Source organism: Mesorhizobium sp. ORM8.1 (assembly GCF_053005525.2).
The window spans coordinates 3,755,315-3,774,348 of the sequence record NZ_CM132600.1; the positions used below are offsets into that span (position 1 = coordinate 3,755,315).

Sequence of the window (19,034 nt, forward strand, 5' to 3'; positions counted from 1 at the left end):
CTGACGGCGCTCTGGCCCTGACGTTGCGGCTCTCCATCTCCTCTTCTACAAAAAAGGAGAACGCCATGACCGGAACAGCCAAGGCCACAGTTCACGTCGACAATGAGCGCGTCATCGTCACCGAATACCGCTTCGCCCCCGGCGCCAACACCGGATGGCACCGTCACGGCCACGACTATGTCGTCGTGCCGCTGATGGACGGCAAGGTGAAGCTTCTGACCAAGGATGGCGAATCCTTCGCGGAAATGAAGCAAGGCGCACCCTATTTCCGCAAGGAAGGCGTCGAGCACGACGTCATCAACGCCAACGACGGCGAATATGCTTTCATCGAGATCGAGCTGAAATAACGCTCAACTGGAAGTCATCACCAGTCGGCAACGCGATCGCCACCGGTGAACTGCGCACTTTTGGCGGTGTATTCGAACAGCTCGATCTTCACGCCGTTGGGGTCCGTGGTCCAGGCCTGCCAGGTGTCGTCGCAGGCGAGCTTCTTCGCGGTAACCGCAACGCCCTTCGACCGGATATGGGCGACGGCCGCCTCGATATCCTCCACCTCCAGGCAAAAGTGATTGATCTGGTTGCGCTCGCCATAGCTGGCCTCAGCCTTCTCGAACACCTCGACATGGCTGCGTCCGCCGCAATGGAGATAGAAGCCGAAGATCCTGCCGTCGCGCAGGAAATTGAACCGCGTGTCCAGACCGAGCACATCGCGGTAGAAGCCGCGTGTCGCTTCAAGGTCCCGCGCGAAGATGCAGACATGGGCAAGCTGCTTGACCTTGATCATGTCTGGCTCCTCGCGGCGCGGTCTAGAGCAATTCCAGGAAAAGTGTGTAGCGGTTTTCCGTCCGGAATTGCGTCAAAAACAAAGAGATAGAGCGCATCGCCGTTTCCGTGAAACGGTGAACCGCTCTAAGGTGCTCAGGTTGGCGGCGTGCCGTTTTCGGCCAGCACCGCGCCGGCGAAATAGAGCGAGCCGCCGATCAGGATGCGCGGCGCCGGGCCGTCCCATGAGTCGCGCAAAAGCATCAACGCATTGGCGACCGAGCTGACCGGCTCGGCCGACAGGCCGGCCTCCGCGGCGCGCAACGCCAGCTCGTCATTGGGCACGCCGGACTCGCTGTTGCCGACCGGCACCGTATAGACATGCCGGGCAAGGCCTTTGAAGGCCCTGAAATAGCCGGTCTGGTCCTTGGTGTTGATCATGCCGGAGATCAGGATCAGCGGCCTTGGGTTCTTTTCCTCCTGCTCGGCCAGCGCCTCGGCGATGACGATGCCGGCGCCCGGATTGTGACCGCCGTCCAGCCAGATCTCGGCGCCCTTCGGCGCCAGGTCGACAAGCTTGCCCTGGGTCAGCTTCTGCATGCGCGCCGGCCAGGCGACAGTAGCCATGGCCTTTTCGGCGGCGCGGTTGCCGATCTCGAAGCCCGCTGCCTTGACGGCGGCGATCGCCGCGGCGGCATTGGCGAACTGGTGACGTCCGGGCAGGCGCGGCGGCGGCAGGTCCATCAAACCGTCCTGGTCCTGATAGACCATGCGGCCGTTTTCCTCAAAGGCGAGGAAATCCTGGCCGTAGACGACGGTCGGGCAATCCAGCCGCTCGGCGGTGTCGATCAGCACCTGCAGCGCCGTTTCGCTCTCCTGGGCGCCAATCACCACCGGGCAGCCGCGCTTCATGATGCCGGCCTTCTCGGCGGCGATCAGCTCGACGCGGTCGCCAAGATAGGCCTCGTGATCCATCGACACCGGCATGATCACCGAGACCGCCGGCCGGGAAATGACATTGGTGGCGTCGAAGCGACCGCCGAGGCCGACCTCGATGATCGCGGCTTCCGCCGGATGCTCGGAAAACAGGATGAAGGTGACGGCGGTGAGGATTTCAAAAACGGTAATCTTCTGGCCGCCATTGGCCTCGGCGACGCGGCTGATGGCTTCGGCGAAGACATCATCGTCGACCAGCCGGCCGCCGCCATCGGCTGCAAGGCGATAGCGCTCATGCCAGTTCACCAGATGCGGCGAGGTGTGGACATGGACAAGGTGACCGGCGGCCTCGAGCAATGCCCGCGAAAAGGCCGCGCAGGAACCCTTGCCGTTGGTGCCGGCGATATGCATGACCGGCGGCAACCGGTCCTGCGGGTTGCCGAGGCGCTCGAGCAACCGCGTGATGCGATCCAGCGAAAGGTCGAAACCTTTCGGATGCAGCGTCATCAGATGTTCGATTTCACGATCGGCGGCGAGCGTTGTCATGACGAAATCTTTTTGTTTGAACGCAATTCCCGACGGAGAACCGCTTCGCGCTTTCTGGAACTGCATTGGGGCATCACCCGAAACCGGGAATCGGTCTCGGAAAAGCCCATGCGCAAATCAGAGGCTACAGCACACAGGACCAAGTGCAATAACGGCCGCGACCAGGGATGTCGCGTCAGGCGTGCGGCCGCGTTTCCGCGCTGGCGACGACCTGCGGCAGGATTTCCGGTTCGAGCGGCTTCTCGGCTTCCGGCAGCTTGAGCAGCATCTTCAACAGCCGTGCGATGGTCTGGCGCAGCTCAAGACGCGAGACGACCATGTCGACCATGCCGTGTTCCATCAGATATTCGGCGCGCTGGAAGCCGTCGGGCAGTTTTTCGCGGATGGTCTGCTCGATGACGCGCGGACCGGCAAAACCGATCAGCGCGCCGGGCTCGGCGATGTGGACGTCGCCCAGCATGGCGTAGGACGCAGTGACGCCGCCGGTCGTCGGGTTGGTCAGCACGACGATGTAAGGCAAGCCGGCTTCCTTCAGCCGGTCGACGCCGATCGTGGTGCGCGGCAGCTGCATCAGCGAGAGAATGCCTTCCTGCATGCGGGCGCCGCCGGAAGCGGCAAACAGGATCAGCGGCCGCTTGCGCTGCAGCGCGACCTCGAAGGCGTGCACGATGGCGTCGCCCGCTGCCATGCCGAGCGAGCCGCCCATGAAGGCGAAATCCTGCACGGTGACGACGACCGGCAGGCCGTCGATGGTGCCGAGGGCATTGACGATGGCGTCCTCGAGGCCCGTCTTGGCCTTGGCGTCCTTCAGGCGGTCGGTGTAGCGCTTCTCGTCGCGGAACTTCAGCGGATCCTGGACGACCTTGGGGTTTTCGAGCTGCTCATATTTGCCGTCGTCGAGGAAATATCTCAACCGCTCCTTGGCCGAGATCTTCATGTGGTGGCCGGAGGCCGGGATGACGAACTGGTTGGATTCGAGATCCTTGTGGAAGATCATCTCGCCGGTCTCGGGATCCTTGATCCAGAGGTTTTCCGGCATGTCGGCGCGCCGGCCGAGCATCGAATTGATCTTCGGGCGGACGTAATTGGTGATCCAGTTCATGGCTTCGGCTCCTGTCCTGGAAGAGACTTCAAGCAATTCAGGAAAAGTCTGTGGCGGTTTTCCGGCTGGAATTGCGTTGTGAACACATAGTCGGGCTATTCGGCGGCGGCAAGACGGGCGGAGCGGACGCCCTGGGCAAGGCCGGCGACCAAAGTGGCGACGGCTTCGGCCGGATCGGCCGTCTTCTCGCCCTTGGGTCCCAGCACATTGGCGACCGCGTTGACGATTGCCGTGCCGACCACGACGCCGTCGGCCGAAGCGCCGATAATGCGCGCCTGCTCGGCGGTCTTGACGCCGAAGCCGACGCAGACCGGCAGCTCGGTGTGGCCCTTGATGCGCTTGACCGCTGCGGCAACCTTGCCGGTGTCGGCCAGGGCCGAGCCGGTGATGCCGGTCATCGACACGTAGTAGACAAAGCCCGACGTGTTCTGCAGCACCTTGGGCAGGCGCTTGTCGTCGGTGGTCGGCGTCGCCAGGCGGATGAAGTTGATGCCGGCCTTCAATGCCGGGATGCAGAGCTCCTCATCCATCTCCGGCGGCAGGTCGACGACGATCAGCCCATCAATACCGCTGGCGATCGCATCCTTGAGGAAGCGGTCGACGCCGTAGATGTAGATCGGGTTGTAGTAGCCCATCAGCACGATCGGCGTGTCATTGTCGGTGGCGCGGAAATCAGCCGCCGTCTTCAGCGTCTTGACCAGCGTCTGGCCCCCCTTCAGCGCGCGCAGGCCCGCTGCCTGGATCGCCGGACCATCGGCCATCGGATCGGAAAACGGCATCCCCATTTCGATGATGTCCGCGCCTGCCTTGGGCAGCGCCTTCATGATCGACAAGGCGGTCTCGTAGTCCGGGTCGCCGCTCATGAAATAAGTGACCAAGGCCGGACGGCCCTCGGATTTGAGCTTCGCCATGCGGCGGTCGATGCGGGTCGTCATTGTCAGATCTCCATGCCCAGCATCTTGGCCACCGTGTGCACGTCCTTGTCGCCACGGCCGGACAGATTGACGATGACGATCTGGTCCTTGTCCATCTTCGGCGCGATCTTCACCGCATGCGCGATGGCATGCGCCGATTCCAGCGCCGGGATGATGCCTTCGACGCGGGTGGTCAGCTGGAAGGCCTCCAGCGCCTCGTCGTCGAGGATCGGCACATATTCGACGCGGCCCGAGTCGCGCAGCCAGGAATGCTCGGGACCGACGCCCGGATAATCGAGACCGGCCGAAATCGAGTGGCCGTCGAGGATCTGGCCATCGGCGTTCTGCAGGAGATAGGTGCGGTTGCCGTGCAGCACGCCAGGTTTGCCGGCATTCATCGAGGCGCAATGCTCGACACCGTCAAGGCCGCGCCCGCCAGCCTCGATGCCGATGATGCGCACATCCTTGTCGTCGAGGAAGGGGTGGAACAGGCCGATGGCGTTGGAGCCGCCGCCGACAGCGGCGATGATGACATCGGGCAGCCGGCCTTCCTGCTCCAGCATCTGCGCGCGGGCTTCGGTGCCGATGACCGACTGGAAGTCGCGCACCAGTTCCGGATAGGGATGCGGCCCAGCGGCCGTGCCGATAAGGTAATAGGTGTCCTCGACATTGGTCACCCAGTCACGCAGGGCCTCGTTCATGGCGTCCTTCAGCGTGCCGTGGCCGGCGGTGACCGGCCGCACTTCAGCGCCGAGCAGTTTCATGCGGAAGACGTTGGGGCTCTGGCGGGCAACATCGGTGGCGCCCATGTAGACGACGCAAGGATAGCCGAAGCGCGCCGCGACGGTGGCGGCCGCAACGCCGTGCTGGCCGGCGCCGGTCTCGGCGATGATGCGCTTCTTACCCATGCGCTTGGCCAGCAGGATCTGGCCGAGACAATTGTTGATCTTGTGCGAGCCGGTGTGGTTCAGGTCCTCGCGCTTGAAGTAGACCTTGGCGCCGCCCCCGAGGCCCTTCGCCGAGGAAACCTCACGAAGATGCCTAGTCAGGCCCTCCGCGAAATAAAGCTTTGAGGGCCGCCCTGCATAATGGGTGGAGAGGTTCTGCAGCTCGGCCTTGAACTCCGGATCGTCCTTGACCTCGTTCCAGTGCCGCTCGAGATCGAGGATCAGCGGCATCAGCGTTTCGGCAACGAAACGACCGCCGAAAATGCCGAACATGCCCTGTTCGTCGGGTCCTGTGCGGAAGGAATTGGGTGTCGCCGGCTTGTTCATCGCCGATCTCCTAGGTGTTGGCTTGAGCTTGTCTCAGGCGGCGCGGTCGTCGCGCGCGGCCCTGACGGCCCGGAAAAACTGCTCGATCAGCGCCGGATCCTTGACGCCCGGAGCGCCTTCCACGCCCGACGAAACGTCTATTCCGGGCGGATTGGCCAGTCTCAGGGCGTCGCCGATATTGGCGGCGTTGAGCCCTCCGGAAAGCATGTAATCGACGCCGGCGTCAAGGCCGGCAAGGATGCGCCAGTCGAAGGCGACGCCGTTGCCGCCCGGCAGTTGCGATCCTTTCGGCGGCTTGGCGTCGAACATGAACCGATCGGCGATGCCGACGAACGGCTTTATCCGCTCGAGGTCGGCAGCCGCGCTGACGGAAAACACCTTCATCACCGGCAGGCCGTAGCGAGCCTTGAGTACCGCCACCCGTTCAGGCGTCTCGGAACCATGCAATTGCAGCATATCCGGCTGCATCCTGGCGACGATCTCGTCCAGGAAGGCATCGCCGGCATCGACGGTGACGGCAACCGCCAGGGCCTTGCCACGCGCCATTTCGCGCAGGCGGCCGGCCTCGGCCGGCTCGACATAGCGCGGACTCCGGGCAAAGAAGATAAAGCCGACATGGCTGGCGCCGCCGGCAAGGGCGGCAGCCATCGCGGCGTCGGTCTTCAATCCGCAGATCTTGATGTCGAGCGTCATGGGGCGGGATTGGCACGAAATGGCAAAAGAGTCGAGGAAAAGCATGCTGTTGCCATGGGCATGGGACGCGCTAGGTTCCTAATATAGTATGGCGGGAGACAAAGCATGGCCGACCAGACCGTCGCCGAACTCAGGCAAAAGATCGCGCAGGCGCGCGAGGTGATCGTGCATCTGATGGACAAGGCCGCATTCAACGGCGCCGAGGCGCACCGGGCGCTGGATTATTTCGGCAGCGATGCGTTCGATCGGAATTTTTTGCCGTGGCCGCACCATGGCGATGAAGGGCTGCGGCCGGAAGAGTTGAATGCGGCGAATGACGATTAAGTGGTCGCCAAACGCCCACCTTCACCATTCCTACTCAAACACGATCGCCTGCAACGCTCCCCCGTTGCGCTTCAGCCAATCCTTGCAGCGGTCGGTGTCGGGGCAGAGCTTTTCGCACAGCTTCCAGAATTTCGGGCCGTGGTTCATCTCTTTCAGATGCGCCACCTCATGCGCGACGAGGTAATTGATCACCGGTTGCGGCGCCATCATGATGCGCCACGAGAAAGAGAGGTTGCCCTCCGAGGTGCATGACCCCCAGCGGCTGGAGGTATCCTTATACCTTATCGCCTTGGCGCGCTTGCCGATCGCCTCGGTGTGCTTGACGACCAGCTTCTCGATTTCCTTCTTGGCCTCGCGCTTCAAATAGTCGGCGATGCGGCGCGGCAGATGGATGCGTTCGCCATGGACGATCAAGAGCGGCCCGCGCTCATCGCGCGAGACCGTGACGGTGCCGCGCTTTGCCGGCTCATGAACGATGCGGTGCGGCACGCCGCGGATCGGGATTTTTATGCCCGGCCTTACTTGCGGCCGCGTCGGCACCTTGGCCAGACGCTGCTCCAGCCAGTCCTGGTGACGGTCGAGGAATTTCTCCACTTCGCCGCGGCGCAGGCCGGGCGGCACGGTGATGCGCAGGCCCTGGCCGCCGGAATCGATGCGCAGCGTCAGCCGTCGCGCCCTGGCGCTTTCGACGATCTTGAGCGGCAACGTGCGACCGGCAACGCAATGCTCGCGCTCGACCACAGGCGTGGGTTTTGGCTTGGTCAGGTTGCGAAAGAAGCCGAGGGTCATGGCCGGACGATACGCGATTCGAGAAAAACGACCAGTGGGAGCGGAGGCAGAAAGAGAACAAAAAAGAAACGGCGCCGCTCACGCGACGCCGTTGTATCATCCTGAGACCTTGTCGCGAGGGTTTCAGTCGTCGAGCAGGTTCGTGCCCTTGCCGCGCTTGGGGGCAGTCTTGTCGGTCGAGCCGGTGGTGGTCGGCGCGGTCGACTTGTTGCGGTTCGCCATGAAGCGGTCGAACTCGTCCTGGTCCTTGGCGCGGCGCAGTTCGCGAGCATAGTCGTCGAACTCGGTCAGCATCTCGTCCAGCTTGCGGCGTTCCTCGGCCAGGCGCTCGAGTTCCTTCTCGCGCCAGTCGTCGAAGGCGACGTTACCCGTGCGGGCCGAGCCGTGGCCCCAGCGGGCCGCCTTGTCGGAGCCGCGGCGGCAGCCGGCGAAGATGCCGTCGGTGGCGCGATTGACATCACGCTTGAAGCCGTCGAGCCGGTCGCCCCAGATGATGTAGGCGAGCATGGCGAAGCCGAGCGGCCAGAACACCATGAAGCCGATGACCATCAGCGCGATGGTGGCCGGCGTCCAGGCCGGACGGATCAATGCACTTGTGTTCATTTTCTCCCAGTCCTTCCGTTGGAGACAGCCAGAGCGGCTGCGTGGAATCGAAATGGGAAGACCAAATCGGCGATTCAAGCCAAAACCGGTCAAAACCGGCGAAGCGCCTGAAATGATTATCGCTTTTTGAGCCTGTCGAGGAAAAGCAAGGCCATGCCGGCGACTAGGCCCCAGAAAGCCGCGCCGACGCCGAACAGCGTGAGGCCGGAAGCCGTGACGGCGAAGGTGACGGTGGCGGGCATGCGCTCGCCCTCGTCCCTGAGCGCAATGGCAAGAGCATTGGCGAGCGACGCCATCAGTGCCAGTCCGGCGACCAGCGCAATCAGGCTCTGCGGCAGGACGGCGAAGATCGCGACCAGCGAAGCGCCGAAGATGGCGAAGACCAGGTAGGCCAGCGCATAGAACGGACCCGTCTTCCATCGCTCGGCGGGATCGGGATGCACGTCCGGGCCGGTGCAGATCGCCGCCGAGATCGCCGCCAGATTGGTGGTCCCGGCGCCGAACGGCGCCGACAGCAGCGAAAACAGGCCGGTGACGCCGATCAGCGGTCCGGGTTCCGGGTCGTAGCCAGCCGCGCGCAGCACGGCGAGGCCCGAGAGGTTCTGCGAGGCCATGGTGACGAGGTAGAGCGGGACCGCCAGGCCGATGACGGCCGAGATCGTGAATTGCGGCGCAATCAGCGTCAGCGTCGAGAGTTCCGGCGCCGGCAGGCTGCCGACACGGCCGGTGAGAAAAGCGGCGAGGCCGCCGCCGACCAGGACCGCCAGCACCGACAGCGACGGATTAACCAGGCGAATGATGAAAAAGGCCGCGATCAGCGGCAAAATGAGCCAGGGATCGGCTGGAACGGTTTTGACCGCATTGATGGCGAAGGTGACGACGATGCCGGCCAGCATGCCGGAGGCGACGGAAGCCGGTATCCGCGCCATCAGCCTAGTCAAAGGCTTGAACAGGCCGGTGGCGAGCAAAAGGATGCCGGTGACGATGAAGGCGCCGATCGCCTCCGGCATGGTGAAGCCGCTGGAGGCGGCAACCAGCGCCATGCCGGGCGTCGACCAGGCGGTGATAACCGGCATTTTCGTGCGCCAGGACAGCCACAGGCATTCGATGGCCATGGCCAGGCAGATTGCCGTCACGCCGCTTGCGGTCTCGATCTGCGTCGCGCCAACGGCCTTTGCGGCGGCAATGACGATGGCAAGCGTGCTGCCGAAACCGACAATCGCGGCGACGAAGGCGGATATCGGAATGGAAACGCGCATTGCTCAGGCGACCCGGCTGATCATGTCGCCGACCGCGCGCTTGAGCATGTCGAGATCCTCGGGCCGCGACAAACGATGATCGCCGTCGGGGATCAACGAAAGCGTGACGTCGTCGGCCGGCAAAAGCGCCGCCAGCTTCAGCGCATGGCCGGACGGCACATCCGGATCGGCGAGACCTTGCAGGATATGCACAGGGCAATGGGTGTCGATTGGCCCGGCCATCACCCGGTTCGCCCGGCCGTCTTCGATCAACGCCCGGGTGTAGATGTAAGGTTGGTCGGAATAGTCGGACGGCTCGGCGAAGAAGCCCTTTTCCGTGAGGTCGCGGCGCTGCGCGTCGGTCAGCACCGGCTCGATCAATTCCACCGTAAAGTCCGGCGCCGGCGCGAGCAACACCAGGCCGGCGACGCGATCCTCGCCGGCCTTGCGCAATTCCTGCACCATGCGCAGCGCAATCCAGGCCCCCATCGAGGAGCCGACCAGGATCTGCTTGCCCTTGGAGAAACGACGAAAGACGGCCAGGCTTTGCGCCAGCCATGTCGAAATGGTGCCGTCGGCGAAGTCGCCACCCGACTCGCCATGGCCGGAATAGTCGTGGCGCAGATAGGCACGGCCTTCGCTACCGGTCCAGACGGCAAGCGTCTCAGCCTTCGTGCCCAGCATGTCGGACTTGTAGCCGCCCAACCAGACGACACCAGGGGCTGCGCCGGGCGTCTGCCTGACGGCGATGCTCGATCCGTCCACATCGATGAAAACCGGCGCGCTGGCGGCCATGAGCTTGTCCTTTCCCACCGGTCTTTTGGCACAGGCCGTGGTTCAACGAAAAGTGCTCGCGGCGTTTCTTTGCTTGGCACAAGTAAGAGCAAGCGGGCAGGTGATTTTCCGCAAAGCCTATGCTATTGACTCACGCCCCGCGCTCACCACATAGGCGCGTCCAGCGATTTGAATTTACTGAACCCTGAACGAAACGGCCAAGGAGACCACGACCATTCGCAGACCTTTTAAAGCAGCGGCGCCCACCAAAGACGGCCCGCGCTCCAACCGAGACATCCGGGTTCCCCGGGTCCAGCTCATCGACGCCGAAGGCCAGAACCGCGGCGATGTTTCCATCAACGACGCATTGCTGCTGGCCGAAGAGGCCGGGCTCGATCTTGTCGAGATATCGCCCAATGCGGTGCCGCCGGTCGTCAAGATCCTCGATCTCGGCAAGCTGAAATACGCCAACCAGAAGAAGGCGGCCGAAGCGCGCAAGAACCAGAAGGTCATCGAGATCAAAGAGATCAAGATGCGCCCGAACATCGACGACCATGACTACGAAACCAAGATGAAGGCCGTGCGGCGCTTCTTCGAGGAAGGCGACAAGGTCAAGTTGACGCTGCGCTTCCGTGGCCGCGAGATGGCGCATATGGAGCTCGGCATGCAGCTTCTGAACAAAGTGCGCGAGGAAACGGCGACGATCGCCAAGGTCGAGGCCGAGCCCAAGCTCGAAGGCCGCCAGATGATGATGGTGCTGGCGCCGCGCTGAGGCGCGGTCGTCAACGCGTCGCGTCCATCACGGTTTCGCGAGCTGCCAGCCCCCATTGCATTCGCTCTAAAATCCGCCCGAATTGCCGGGCACTGCGTCCCGACGATCGGCGGGGCGCCTGTTTTCAATCCGATCGCCGGCAACCTCGACGATCGGGCTTCCCGATCGCGAGCAAAACGCGACAATCGGATTGGCCATGGTCGATGAAGTGAAGGTCCCACCCGCCAACCCGTTGCAAGGGCTGGGCGGCTACCAGCATATGCGCCGGATCGTGCTCGCGGTGCTGGTGGCGGTGCTGTTTTGCGCACTGCTCTTCGGCCAGTCGAGCTTCCCGCCCGACACACCGGTGCATGAATCGATCGAGATGTTCGGGGTGCTGCTGATCTTCCTCGGTATCGTCGGCCGGCTGTGGTCGACGCTCTATATCGGCGGCCGCAAATCCTCCGAAGTGGTCACCGGCGGGCCTTATTCGATCACCCGCAACCCGCTTTATCTGTTCTCCACCGTCGCCGCCGCCGGCGTCGGCGCCCAGATCGGCTCATTCAGCGGCATTATCCTGTTTGCTGTGCTTTGCGCCGGCGCTTTCCACATCGTGATCCTGCGCGAGGAGAAATACCTCAAGGAAGCGCTGGGGGCCCCTTACAAAGCCTATCTGGCGAAAGTGCCGCGCTTCTTCCCCAGGCTCTCGCTCTATGAAGAAGGCGACACCGGCAGCTTCAAGCCGCGCCTTTTGCTGAACACGCTGCTCGATGGGCTGGTGTTCCTGATCGCGCTGCCGGCCTTTGAACTGATCGACGGCGCGCAGCTGACCGGCATGCTGCCGGTATGGTTCACGGCGCCCTAGACGTTGATCGCTAGAACAACCACAAGTCGTAGCTTTCGGTATTTTTTAACAGTCTGACCACAGGGATGGTGCAGCGATAATTGGCTTTATCGATACCTGTTACATCGGTAGTGGCGGCAAGGTTCCGGCGGACATCACTTCTGTAATTATCTCCATCAGAGGCTCATATAGCTGGGCAAATTTTTGCGTGATGGCGTCGATTTCGTGCGATGAATAGACATAGTTCGCCTCGGTTCTTTCGAGGGCTATGCCCTTTATCTTTCGACTCTTTGTGGCGCTCCAGTTTGGGAAAAGGGCATAACCGCCTGGCGCATAGGTCTGGACGATTCCATGAGCAATCTGGTTTCGCGAGGCGCTCGCCGTTTGATACTGACCAAGCCAGGCCGCGAGCTTGGCCTGGGTCTCTGGGGCGCTATGCTGCAGAAAGAACACCTCTGCTGCAGCAGCAATCATGAGGCGCTTCGAATTCACGGAATAGAGGGTGCCGAAAGCCCTTGCTGCAGCATAGCCACTCGCCTTCTGGCCGATCAAGCGCGAGAACAGTACCGCCACGTGACCTTCGATCCATTCCCACCGGGACAGTGCACGCCCAACACTTTCAAAGATCCGCTCTTGGGTGGGGGCTCCGATTGGCAGCGAATTCATTCCAAGCTCCAGATGGATTTAGAGAAGCCTAATCGAGATACGACGGGCTCTTCGCGGTGCTCTCGGCGATCTGGCCAAAAGCGTCTATCAGAAGGCCCGGCCGTGGCGCCAGGATTAGACCAGGAATCGTGTAGCGAAGCGCATAGGAACTGCTGCGGCCGTGCAGGTAACTCAGGTTGATCAAAGCCTTTTGCAGAACTTCATAGGGGTCGAGCGAGAAATCATCGTTTGGCCAGAGCCCGCTTGCCCGAGCCTCCTCCCATGCCTCTCTGGCCGCAATGCCCGCATGGAGGCGAAGATTTTCGTTTCTGTGGTCGAGCCAAAGCTTATGGAGATCGTGACCGAATTCTTTCGTAACTTTCGCTTGTGATACGCCGCCGCGGAGAATGGGATACTTGAACAGCAGCTCCATGCCATGCGCGACAAGATGGAGCACTGGCGCTTTCAACAAGTCGGTGATCGGCTCGGCATCTTCCGCATACCGCAATACTCGGGCTGCGCTTAAATAGCGATGCGCTCCTGCAATGAACTGCCCGGGGTCGGTTGCGAAGAAGGAAACTTTGACCTCAACCACGCCGATCGACCCGCCAAGGCTGATCTCTATAGGCCTTCCGCGCAACCGCCATTGCCGCCACGCTGAAGAATGCGAACATTGCCGCTCCGGGCCATTCGCCCTGAGATGCCACGTAGATTGCGATCAGCGGACTAGCGACTGCCGCCAATGAAAGGATGCCAAGCATCCAAAAAAGCAAAATCCGCCCCATGGCTGCAATCTACCAAAAGGAAGCGGCGATGCAATCTCGCTTCTATCTGGCCTTGCGCCAACATCGACGTTCCGGCATCTTTCCTGCCGTTGGAGGGTGAAACAAGGGGGAGCTTTGGGCGCAGTTATACTTATCGTGATCGGACTTGCCCTGGTTGCCATGGCGTCAGCCAACTTCAAAAACCAGACCGGCGTTGACGCGCCTACACGAAGCGCATTGAAGAGCATGCGACGGCGCGCACGAAAGGCAGGCGTCAGCGAAGAGCAATATTTCAACGAGTGGGTCGAGCGTAAAAGGCGGAAGAAATGATCGCTGGATATGGAGATGACCCATAAGCCCCTAAGCGTTTCGCGGACATGAGGGTGTTGCGCCCGGACGCCGTTTGATCTATAGGACCGCGTTCCAAAAAACCGCCCGGCAGGGCATGCCGTGGCGGTTTCATTTGCTTTTCGGGCTTTTGGTCCGCCCGAAGCGAACAAGAAGCGCGATTGTGCGCCACCAATACGGAGTAGCAAAATGCCCAAGATGAAGACCAAGTCGGCCGCCAAGAAGCGGTTCAAGATCACAGGTACGGGTAAAGTTCTGTCGGCTGCGGCCGGCAAGCGTCACGGCATGATCAAGCGTTCCAACAAGTTCATTCGAAATGCCCGCGGCACGATGGTTCTGGCTGAACCGGATGGCAAGAAGGTCATTAAGAATTTTCTGCCGAACGGCCTTTGAGCATTCGGTCGGAACACGAATTTGTTTTACGCAATTCCGAACGGAAAACCGCAACACACTTTTCCTGGAATTGCTTTTAAGGAGATCATGACATGGCACGCGTAAAGAGAGGCGTCACCTCGCACGCCAAGCACAAGAAGGTCCTGAAAGCCGCCAAGGGCTTCTACGGCCGCCGCAAGAACACCATCCGCATCGCCAAGCAGGCGGTGGAAAAGTCGCTGCAATACGCCTATCGCGACCGCAAGAACCGCAAGCGCTCGTTCCGCGCGCTGTGGATCCAGCGCATCAACGCGGCGACCCACGAGCACGGCCTGACCTATGGCCGCTTCATCGACGGCCTCAACAAGGCCGGCATCGAGATCGATCGCAAGATCCTGTCCGACATGGCCATCCATGAGCCGCAGGCTTTCGCCGCCCTGGTCGCCAAGGCCAAGGTCGCGCTCGAATACCTGAAGAACACCACGCCGAATGCTTTTGAGAGCGCTGTCGCCTAAGCCAGCGCTTCCCAAGCATTTTTACTACTGATTTGGGGAACCCGCGCTGGCTCGGCTGGCGCGGGTTCTTTTTGGCCCCTGATGTAACCAAAATGGCAACACACCGCATGGTGCCGGTTGCCCGATCGAAGAGTTTCACTGTGAACGCCACCGCTGGAAATCTTGAAGCCCTTGAAGGTTCATTGCTCGCCGACATCGCGGCGGCCTCGGATGAAGCCGCCATCGAAGCGGTACGCGTTGCGGCGCTGGGCAAGAAAGGCTCGGTCTCCGAAATGCTGAAGACGCTTGGCGCCATGAGCGCCGAGGACCGGCAGGTGAAGGGGCCTGCGATCAATGGCCTGAAGAACCGGGTCACTGAAGCGCTCACCGCACGCAAGGCGGAGCTGAAGGACGTGGCGATCACTGCCAGGCTGGCGGCCGAAAAAGTCGACGTCACGCTGCCGGTGCGCCAGTCGCCGGCCGAACGCGGCCGCATCCATCCGATCAGCCAGGTGATCGACGAGATCGCGGCGATCTTCGGTGACCTCGGCTTCGCCATCGCCGAAGGTCCCGATATCGAGACCGACTATTACAACTTCACGGCGCTGAATTTCCCCGAGGGGCATCCGGCGCGCGAAATGCACGACACCTTCTTCTTCCAGCCGGACGAGAAGGGCGAGCGCAAGCTGTTGCGCACGCACACCTCGCCCGTGCAGATCCGCACCATGGAAAAGCAGAAGCCGCCGATCCGCATCGTCATCCCCGGCAAGACCTACCGGCAGGATTCGGATGCCACGCACTCGCCGATGTTCCATCAGGTCGAGGGCCTGGTGATCGACAAGTCGGCCAATGTCGCCAACATGAAGTGGGTGCTGGAAGAGTTCTGCAAGGCCTTCTTCGAGGTGCCGCAGGTCAAGATGCGCTTCCGGCCGTCCTACTTCCCGTTCACGGAGCCGAGCCTCGAGGTCGACATCCAGTGCGACCGCTCGCGTCCGGGCGAAGTGCGCTTCGGCGAAGGCTCCGACTGGATGGAGATCCTGGGCTGCGGCATGGTGCACCCCAATGTGCTGCGCGCCGGCGGGCTCGATCCGGACGAATATCAGGGCTTTGCCTGGGGCATGGGCATCGACCGCATCGCCATGCTGAAATACGGCATGCCGGACCTGCGCGCCTTCTTCGACGCGGATGTGCGCTGGCTGTCGCATTACGGCTTCCGGCCGCTCGACCTGCCGACGCTGTTCGGAGGCCTGTCCGCATGACGGCGCCCCACACCGGCGGCTGCCGTTGCGGCGCCGTGCGGTTCGAGGCTTCGGCAGAGCCGCACCATATCAGCTATTGCCATTGCGGCGATTGCCGGCGCGCCACGGGCGCGCCGGTGTCGGCCTTTGTCGGCTTCATGGCCGACCAGGTGACTTTCACCGGCAAGGCGCTGAAGATGTACGAGAACGGGCCGGTGACGCGTTCGTTCTGCGGCATTTGCGGTTCGCCGATCGCCTATGTCGATGAGCGGCTGGAAGACCATATCTATTTCATGCTCGGCGCCATGGACATGCCAGCCTATTTCCGGCCGACCATGCATGCCTATGTACGCGAGCAGCTACCCTTCCTGCATATGCCCGACGACCTGCCGCGCCATTTGAAGACAAGCGTGCGCCGGCCCGATGCGCAAAGGCCGGACGGGCACAAACAAAACGGAACACAGTGATGAAATTCACCCTCTCCTGGCTCAAGGACCATCTCGAGACCGACGCCTCGCTTGCGGAGATCGTCGAGCGGCTGACCGCGATCGGCCTCGAAGTCGAGCATGTCGACGACAAGGCCGGCCTGAAACCTTTCGTCATCGCCAAGGTGCTGACCGCTGTGCAGCACCCTGACGCCGACCGGCTGCGGGTTCTGACCGTCGACACCGGCAACGGCAAGCCGCCGGTCCAGGTGGTGTGCGGCGCGCCGAACGCCCGCGCGGGCCTGGTCGGCGCCTTCGCGGCGCCCGGCACCTACGTGCCCGGCATCGACGTGACGCTCTCGGTCGGCAAGATCCGCGGCGTCGAAAGCCATGGCATGATGTGCTCGGAGCGCGAGCTGGAAATCTCCGACGAGCACAACGGCATTATCGATCTGCCCGAAGACGCGCCTGTCGGCACCAGTTTCGCGACTTACGCGCATCTCGACGATCCGGTGATCGAGATCAACCTGACGCCCAACCGCCCCGACGCGACCAGCGTCTACGGCATCGCGCGCGATCTGGCGGCGAGCGGCCTCGGCCGGCTGACCGGCGGCGCGATCATGCCGCATGCCGGCACCGGCATGTGTCCGGTCAACGTCACGATCGAGGCGCCAGAGCTTTGCCCCGGCTTCGCGCTCAGGCTGGTGAAAGGCGTGAAAAACGGCCCGTCGCCGAAATGGCTGCAGCAGCGGCTGATCGCCATCGGCTTGCGCCCGATCACCGCGCTGGTCGACATCACCAACTATGTCACCTTCGACCGCGGCAGGCCGCTGCATGTGTTCGACGCCGCCAAGGTCGCCGGCAACCTTGTCGTGCGCCGCGCCAGGGACGGCGAGAAGGTACAGGCGCTTGACGGCCGCGAATACACGCTGACGCCGGAAATGTGCGTGATCGCTGACGACAATGGCGTCGAATCGATCGCCGGCGTCATGGGCGGCGAGCATTCCGGTTGCGACGAGAAGACGACCGACGTGCTGATCGAATCGGCGCTGTGGGATCCGATTACAACGGCCCGCACCGGCCGCACGCTCGGCATCATCACCGATGCGCGCTACCGCTTCGAGCGCGGCGTCGACCCCGAATTCATGGTGCCGGGCATCGAGCTCGCGACCAGGCTGGTGCTCGATTTCTGCGGCGGCACGCCTTCCGAGATAGAGGTCGCCGGCTATGCCGGCCACAAGGCGAAGATCGTCTCCTTCCCGCTGTCGGAAGTGAAGCGGCTGACCGGCATCGAGGTGCCGAAGGCGGAAGCGCTCGATATCCTGACCCGGCTCGGCTTCGAGCCGCAGGGCACCGGCGACGTTGTCGATGTGGCGGTGCCGTCCTGGCGGCCGGATGTCGATGGCAAGGCCGACCTCGTCGAGGAGGTCATGCGCATCCATGGCGTCGACAACATCGCACCGCAGCCGCTGACAACGCATGACGCGGTCAACGGCAAGATCCTGACCACTCTGCAGGTGCGCACCCGCACGGCCAAGCGCGCGCTGGCCGTGCGCGGCATGATGGAGGCGGTCACCTGGTCGTTCATCCCGGCCAGGCATGCCGAATTGTTCGGCGGCGGCCAGACCGCGCTCAAGCTCGCCAACCCGATCGCCGCCGACATGTCCGACATGCGGCCCTCGCTGCTGCCCGGCCTGATCAGTGCTGCCCAGCGCAATGCAGACCGCGGCATCGGCGACGTGGCGCTGTTCGAGGTTTCGGGCACCTATGAGGGCGCCGCGCCCGAAGAGCAGCGGCGCGTTGCCGCCGGCGTGCGGCGCGGCACCGCCAAGCTCGACGGTTCGGGCCGCAGTTGGGCCGGCAATGCCGGTCCGGCCGGCGTGTTCGATGCCAAAGCCGACGCGATCGCGGCGCTCGAAGCCTGCGGCGCACCGGTCGACCGGCTGCAGATCGAGCCCGGTGGCCCGGCCTGGTATCATCCTGGACGCTCCGGCACGATCAAGCTCGGCCCGAAGACCGTGCTCGGCACCTTCGGCGAGTTCCATCCGAAGACGCTGGAAGTGCTCGATGTCTCCGGCCCGCTCTGCGGCTTCGAGGTCTATGTCGACGCCGTGCCGGAGCCGAAGGCCAAGCCGACGAAAACCAAGCCGAAGCTGGAGCTCTCGCCGTTCCAGGCGGTGAAGCGCGACTTTGCTTTCGTCGTCGACAGAGGAGTCGAGGCCGGCACGCTGGTGCGGGCAGCTTTAGCCGCCGACAAGAAGCTCGTCACCGGCGTCTCGGTGTTCGACGTCTTCGAAGGCGCGTCGCTGGGCGAGGCCAAGAAGTCGATCGCCATCGAAGTGTCGATACAGCCGGTCGAAAAGACGCTGACCGACGAGGATTTCGAGGCGCTCGCAAAGCGCATCGTCGAGAACGTCAACAAGCAAACGGGCGGCGTGCTGCGCGCTTAAGGCATTGCGGACCTGAGGCGAATCGCCCTCCAAATGGGCGATGGACCACCTCCGCTATTCCGGCCTTTCCTTCGACGAGCAGCGCGCGGCGTTTCTCGGCATCGTCGCGGCCGACCCTCTGCTCGCCGGCACGCTGGCGCGGGTGCGCCAGCTCGCGCTACCGGACTGGCTGGTGGTATCCGGCGCGCTCTATAACAGCGTCTGGAACCATCTGACCGGCAAGCCGCCGGGATACGGCATCAAGGATGTCGACCTGTTCTATTTCGATGACAGCGACCTGTCCTATGCGGCCGAGGACGCAGTCATTCGCCAGGCAGCGCAGCATTTCGAGGGCTGGCGCTGCCGGTCGAGGTGCGCAACCAGGCGCGGGTGCATCTGTGGTATCCGGTGAAATTCGGGCAGGAATGCCCGCGCTACACAAGCTCAAGTCAATCCGTCAGCTATTTTGCCTCCAAGACCCATGCGGTTGGGGTGCGGTACGGCCGCGACGGAGCGTTGGAGTTGGTGGCGCCGTTCGGGCTCGATGACATCTTTTCGTTCCGCATCGTGCCGAACCGAGCGCTGGATAATCAACGGACGCATGAGGCGAAGGGGAGAAGGGCGCAGGAGTGCTGGCCGGAGATTGAGGTGGTGGAATGGTAGAGGTGTCTGCGCGAGGCGCCCCCCTCTGCCCTGCCGGGCATCTCCCCCACTTGGGGGAGATTAGCGGCTTCATCGCCGGCGCTCTTTCTGCGACGTCGACGATTGG

Annotated in this window: 21 protein-coding genes and 1 pseudogene; 10 read left to right on the forward strand and 12 right to left on the reverse strand. The window is 62.8% G+C overall.

Going from position 1 to position 19,034, the window contains the following annotated elements:
* Nucleotides 1-65: 65 nt before the first annotated feature.
* Entirely contained in the window at nucleotides 66-347 is a 282-nt protein-coding gene (locus ACVDG8_RS18765; protein ID WP_447256012.1) for a cupin domain-containing protein, read from the forward strand.
* 17 nt (nucleotides 348-364) lie between these two features.
* On the opposite strand, the gene ACVDG8_RS18770 is transcribed toward ACVDG8_RS18765, so the two are convergent.
* The 6 genes from ACVDG8_RS18770 to ACVDG8_RS18795 all read right to left on the reverse strand — a co-directional run bounded on the left by ACVDG8_RS18770 (nucleotide 365) and on the right by ACVDG8_RS18795 (nucleotide 6,227).
* Nucleotides 365-784: a VOC family protein gene (locus tag ACVDG8_RS18770; protein ID WP_447256013.1), complete on the reverse strand. Its 420-nt coding sequence runs from the start codon at nucleotides 782-784 to the stop codon at nucleotides 365-367.
* A 134-nt stretch (nucleotides 785-918) separates the two neighbouring features.
* Complete coding sequence (locus tag ACVDG8_RS18775) at nucleotides 919-2,244, reverse strand: bifunctional folylpolyglutamate synthase/dihydrofolate synthase (RefSeq protein ID WP_447256014.1); 1,326 nt, start codon at nucleotides 2,242-2,244, stop codon at nucleotides 919-921.
* Between the two features lie 175 nt (nucleotides 2,245-2,419).
* Nucleotides 2,420-3,346, reverse strand: coding sequence for an acetyl-CoA carboxylase, carboxyltransferase subunit beta (gene accD, locus ACVDG8_RS18780; RefSeq protein ID WP_447256015.1), 927 nt, complete (start codon nucleotides 3,344-3,346; stop codon nucleotides 2,420-2,422).
* A gap of 95 nt (nucleotides 3,347-3,441) precedes the next feature.
* The gene (trpA, locus tag ACVDG8_RS18785; RefSeq protein WP_447256016.1) at nucleotides 3,442-4,281 is read right to left on the reverse strand and encodes a tryptophan synthase subunit alpha; all 840 of its coding nucleotides are present in this window, start codon (nucleotides 4,279-4,281) and stop codon (nucleotides 3,442-3,444) included.
* 2 nt (nucleotides 4,282-4,283) lie between these two features.
* Complete coding sequence (gene trpB, locus ACVDG8_RS18790) at nucleotides 4,284-5,534, reverse strand: tryptophan synthase subunit beta (RefSeq protein ID WP_447256017.1); 1,251 nt, start codon at nucleotides 5,532-5,534, stop codon at nucleotides 4,284-4,286.
* A gap of 33 nt (nucleotides 5,535-5,567) precedes the next feature.
* The gene (locus ACVDG8_RS18795; protein WP_447256018.1) at nucleotides 5,568-6,227 is read right to left on the reverse strand and encodes a phosphoribosylanthranilate isomerase; all 660 of its coding nucleotides are present in this window, start codon (nucleotides 6,225-6,227) and stop codon (nucleotides 5,568-5,570) included.
* 105 nt (nucleotides 6,228-6,332) lie between these two features.
* Here ACVDG8_RS18795 and ACVDG8_RS18800 point away from each other — a divergent pair, with 105 nt between their 5' ends.
* Nucleotides 6,333-6,551: a hypothetical protein gene (locus ACVDG8_RS18800; protein ID WP_447256019.1), complete on the forward strand. Its 219-nt coding sequence runs from the start codon at nucleotides 6,333-6,335 to the stop codon at nucleotides 6,549-6,551.
* A gap of 30 nt (nucleotides 6,552-6,581) precedes the next feature.
* On the opposite strand, the gene ACVDG8_RS18805 is transcribed toward ACVDG8_RS18800, so the two are convergent.
* The 4 genes from ACVDG8_RS18805 to ACVDG8_RS18820 form a co-directional block, all read right to left on the reverse strand.
* Nucleotides 6,582-7,340, reverse strand: a complete 759-nt coding sequence (locus ACVDG8_RS18805) for a M48 family metallopeptidase (protein ID WP_447256020.1) — start codon at nucleotides 7,338-7,340, stop codon at nucleotides 6,582-6,584.
* Between the two features lie 123 nt (nucleotides 7,341-7,463).
* A complete protein-coding gene (locus tag ACVDG8_RS18810; protein WP_447256021.1) occupies nucleotides 7,464-7,943 on the reverse strand; it encodes a DUF2852 domain-containing protein in 480 nt (159 codons plus the stop codon).
* A gap of 116 nt (nucleotides 7,944-8,059) precedes the next feature.
* Nucleotides 8,060-9,202 (reverse strand): benzoate/H(+) symporter BenE family transporter, encoded by a 1,143-nt coding sequence (locus ACVDG8_RS18815; RefSeq protein ID WP_447256022.1) that lies wholly within the window; start codon nucleotides 9,200-9,202, stop codon nucleotides 8,060-8,062.
* Between the two features lie 3 nt (nucleotides 9,203-9,205).
* Complete coding sequence (locus ACVDG8_RS18820; protein WP_447256023.1) at nucleotides 9,206-9,976, reverse strand: alpha/beta hydrolase; 771 nt, start codon at nucleotides 9,974-9,976, stop codon at nucleotides 9,206-9,208.
* A 214-nt stretch (nucleotides 9,977-10,190) separates the two neighbouring features.
* On the opposite strand from ACVDG8_RS18820, the gene infC reads away from it, so the two are divergent.
* On the forward strand, nucleotides 10,191-10,727 hold the full coding sequence (gene infC, locus ACVDG8_RS18825; protein ID WP_447257383.1) for a translation initiation factor IF-3: 537 nt from the start codon (nucleotides 10,191-10,193) through the stop codon (nucleotides 10,725-10,727).
* Nucleotides 10,728-10,923: 196 nt separating this feature from the next.
* Nucleotides 10,924-11,571, forward strand: a complete 648-nt coding sequence (locus tag ACVDG8_RS18830) for a methyltransferase family protein (protein ID WP_447256024.1) — start codon at nucleotides 10,924-10,926, stop codon at nucleotides 11,569-11,571.
* Between the two features lie 99 nt (nucleotides 11,572-11,670).
* On the opposite strand, the gene ACVDG8_RS18835 is transcribed toward ACVDG8_RS18830, so the two are convergent.
* Nucleotides 11,671-12,216, reverse strand: a complete 546-nt coding sequence (locus ACVDG8_RS18835; RefSeq protein ID WP_447256025.1) for a hypothetical protein — start codon at nucleotides 12,214-12,216, stop codon at nucleotides 11,671-11,673.
* Between the two features lie 28 nt (nucleotides 12,217-12,244).
* The gene (locus ACVDG8_RS18840; RefSeq protein ID WP_447256026.1) at nucleotides 12,245-12,790 is read right to left on the reverse strand and encodes a hypothetical protein; all 546 of its coding nucleotides are present in this window, start codon (nucleotides 12,788-12,790) and stop codon (nucleotides 12,245-12,247) included.
* 706 nt (nucleotides 12,791-13,496) lie between these two features.
* Between ACVDG8_RS18840 and rpmI the strand changes: the two genes are divergently transcribed.
* The 6 genes and pseudogenes from rpmI (at nucleotide 13,497) to ACVDG8_RS18870 (ending at nucleotide 18,928) form a co-directional block, all read left to right on the forward strand.
* On the forward strand, nucleotides 13,497-13,700 hold the full coding sequence (gene rpmI, locus ACVDG8_RS18845) for a 50S ribosomal protein L35 (RefSeq protein ID WP_006201248.1): 204 nt from the start codon (nucleotides 13,497-13,499) through the stop codon (nucleotides 13,698-13,700).
* Nucleotides 13,701-13,792: 92 nt separating this feature from the next.
* Nucleotides 13,793-14,194: a 50S ribosomal protein L20 gene (rplT, locus tag ACVDG8_RS18850; protein ID WP_006201247.1), complete on the forward strand. Its 402-nt coding sequence runs from the start codon at nucleotides 13,793-13,795 to the stop codon at nucleotides 14,192-14,194.
* A 107-nt stretch (nucleotides 14,195-14,301) separates the two neighbouring features.
* Nucleotides 14,302-15,432 carry a phenylalanine--tRNA ligase subunit alpha gene (gene pheS / locus ACVDG8_RS18855; RefSeq protein ID WP_455707848.1) on the forward strand — a complete coding sequence of 377 codons (1,131 nt, stop codon included), beginning with the start codon at nucleotides 14,302-14,304 and terminating at the stop codon, nucleotides 15,430-15,432.
* Nucleotides 15,429-15,878 carry a GFA family protein gene (locus ACVDG8_RS18860; protein WP_447256028.1) on the forward strand — a complete coding sequence of 150 codons (450 nt, stop codon included), beginning with the start codon at nucleotides 15,429-15,431 and terminating at the stop codon, nucleotides 15,876-15,878. Before pheS ends, ACVDG8_RS18860 begins: the two co-directional genes overlap by 4 nt.
* Nucleotides 15,878-18,286, forward strand: a complete 2,409-nt coding sequence (gene pheT / locus ACVDG8_RS18865; protein ID WP_447256029.1) for a phenylalanine--tRNA ligase subunit beta — start codon at nucleotides 15,878-15,880, stop codon at nucleotides 18,284-18,286. Before ACVDG8_RS18860 ends, pheT begins: the two co-directional genes overlap by 1 nt.
* Nucleotides 18,287-18,326: 40 nt before the next feature.
* Nucleotides 18,327-18,928: pseudogene (locus ACVDG8_RS18870) on the forward strand (nucleotidyltransferase family protein).
* The last annotated feature ends 106 nt before the right edge of the window (nucleotides 18,929-19,034 follow it).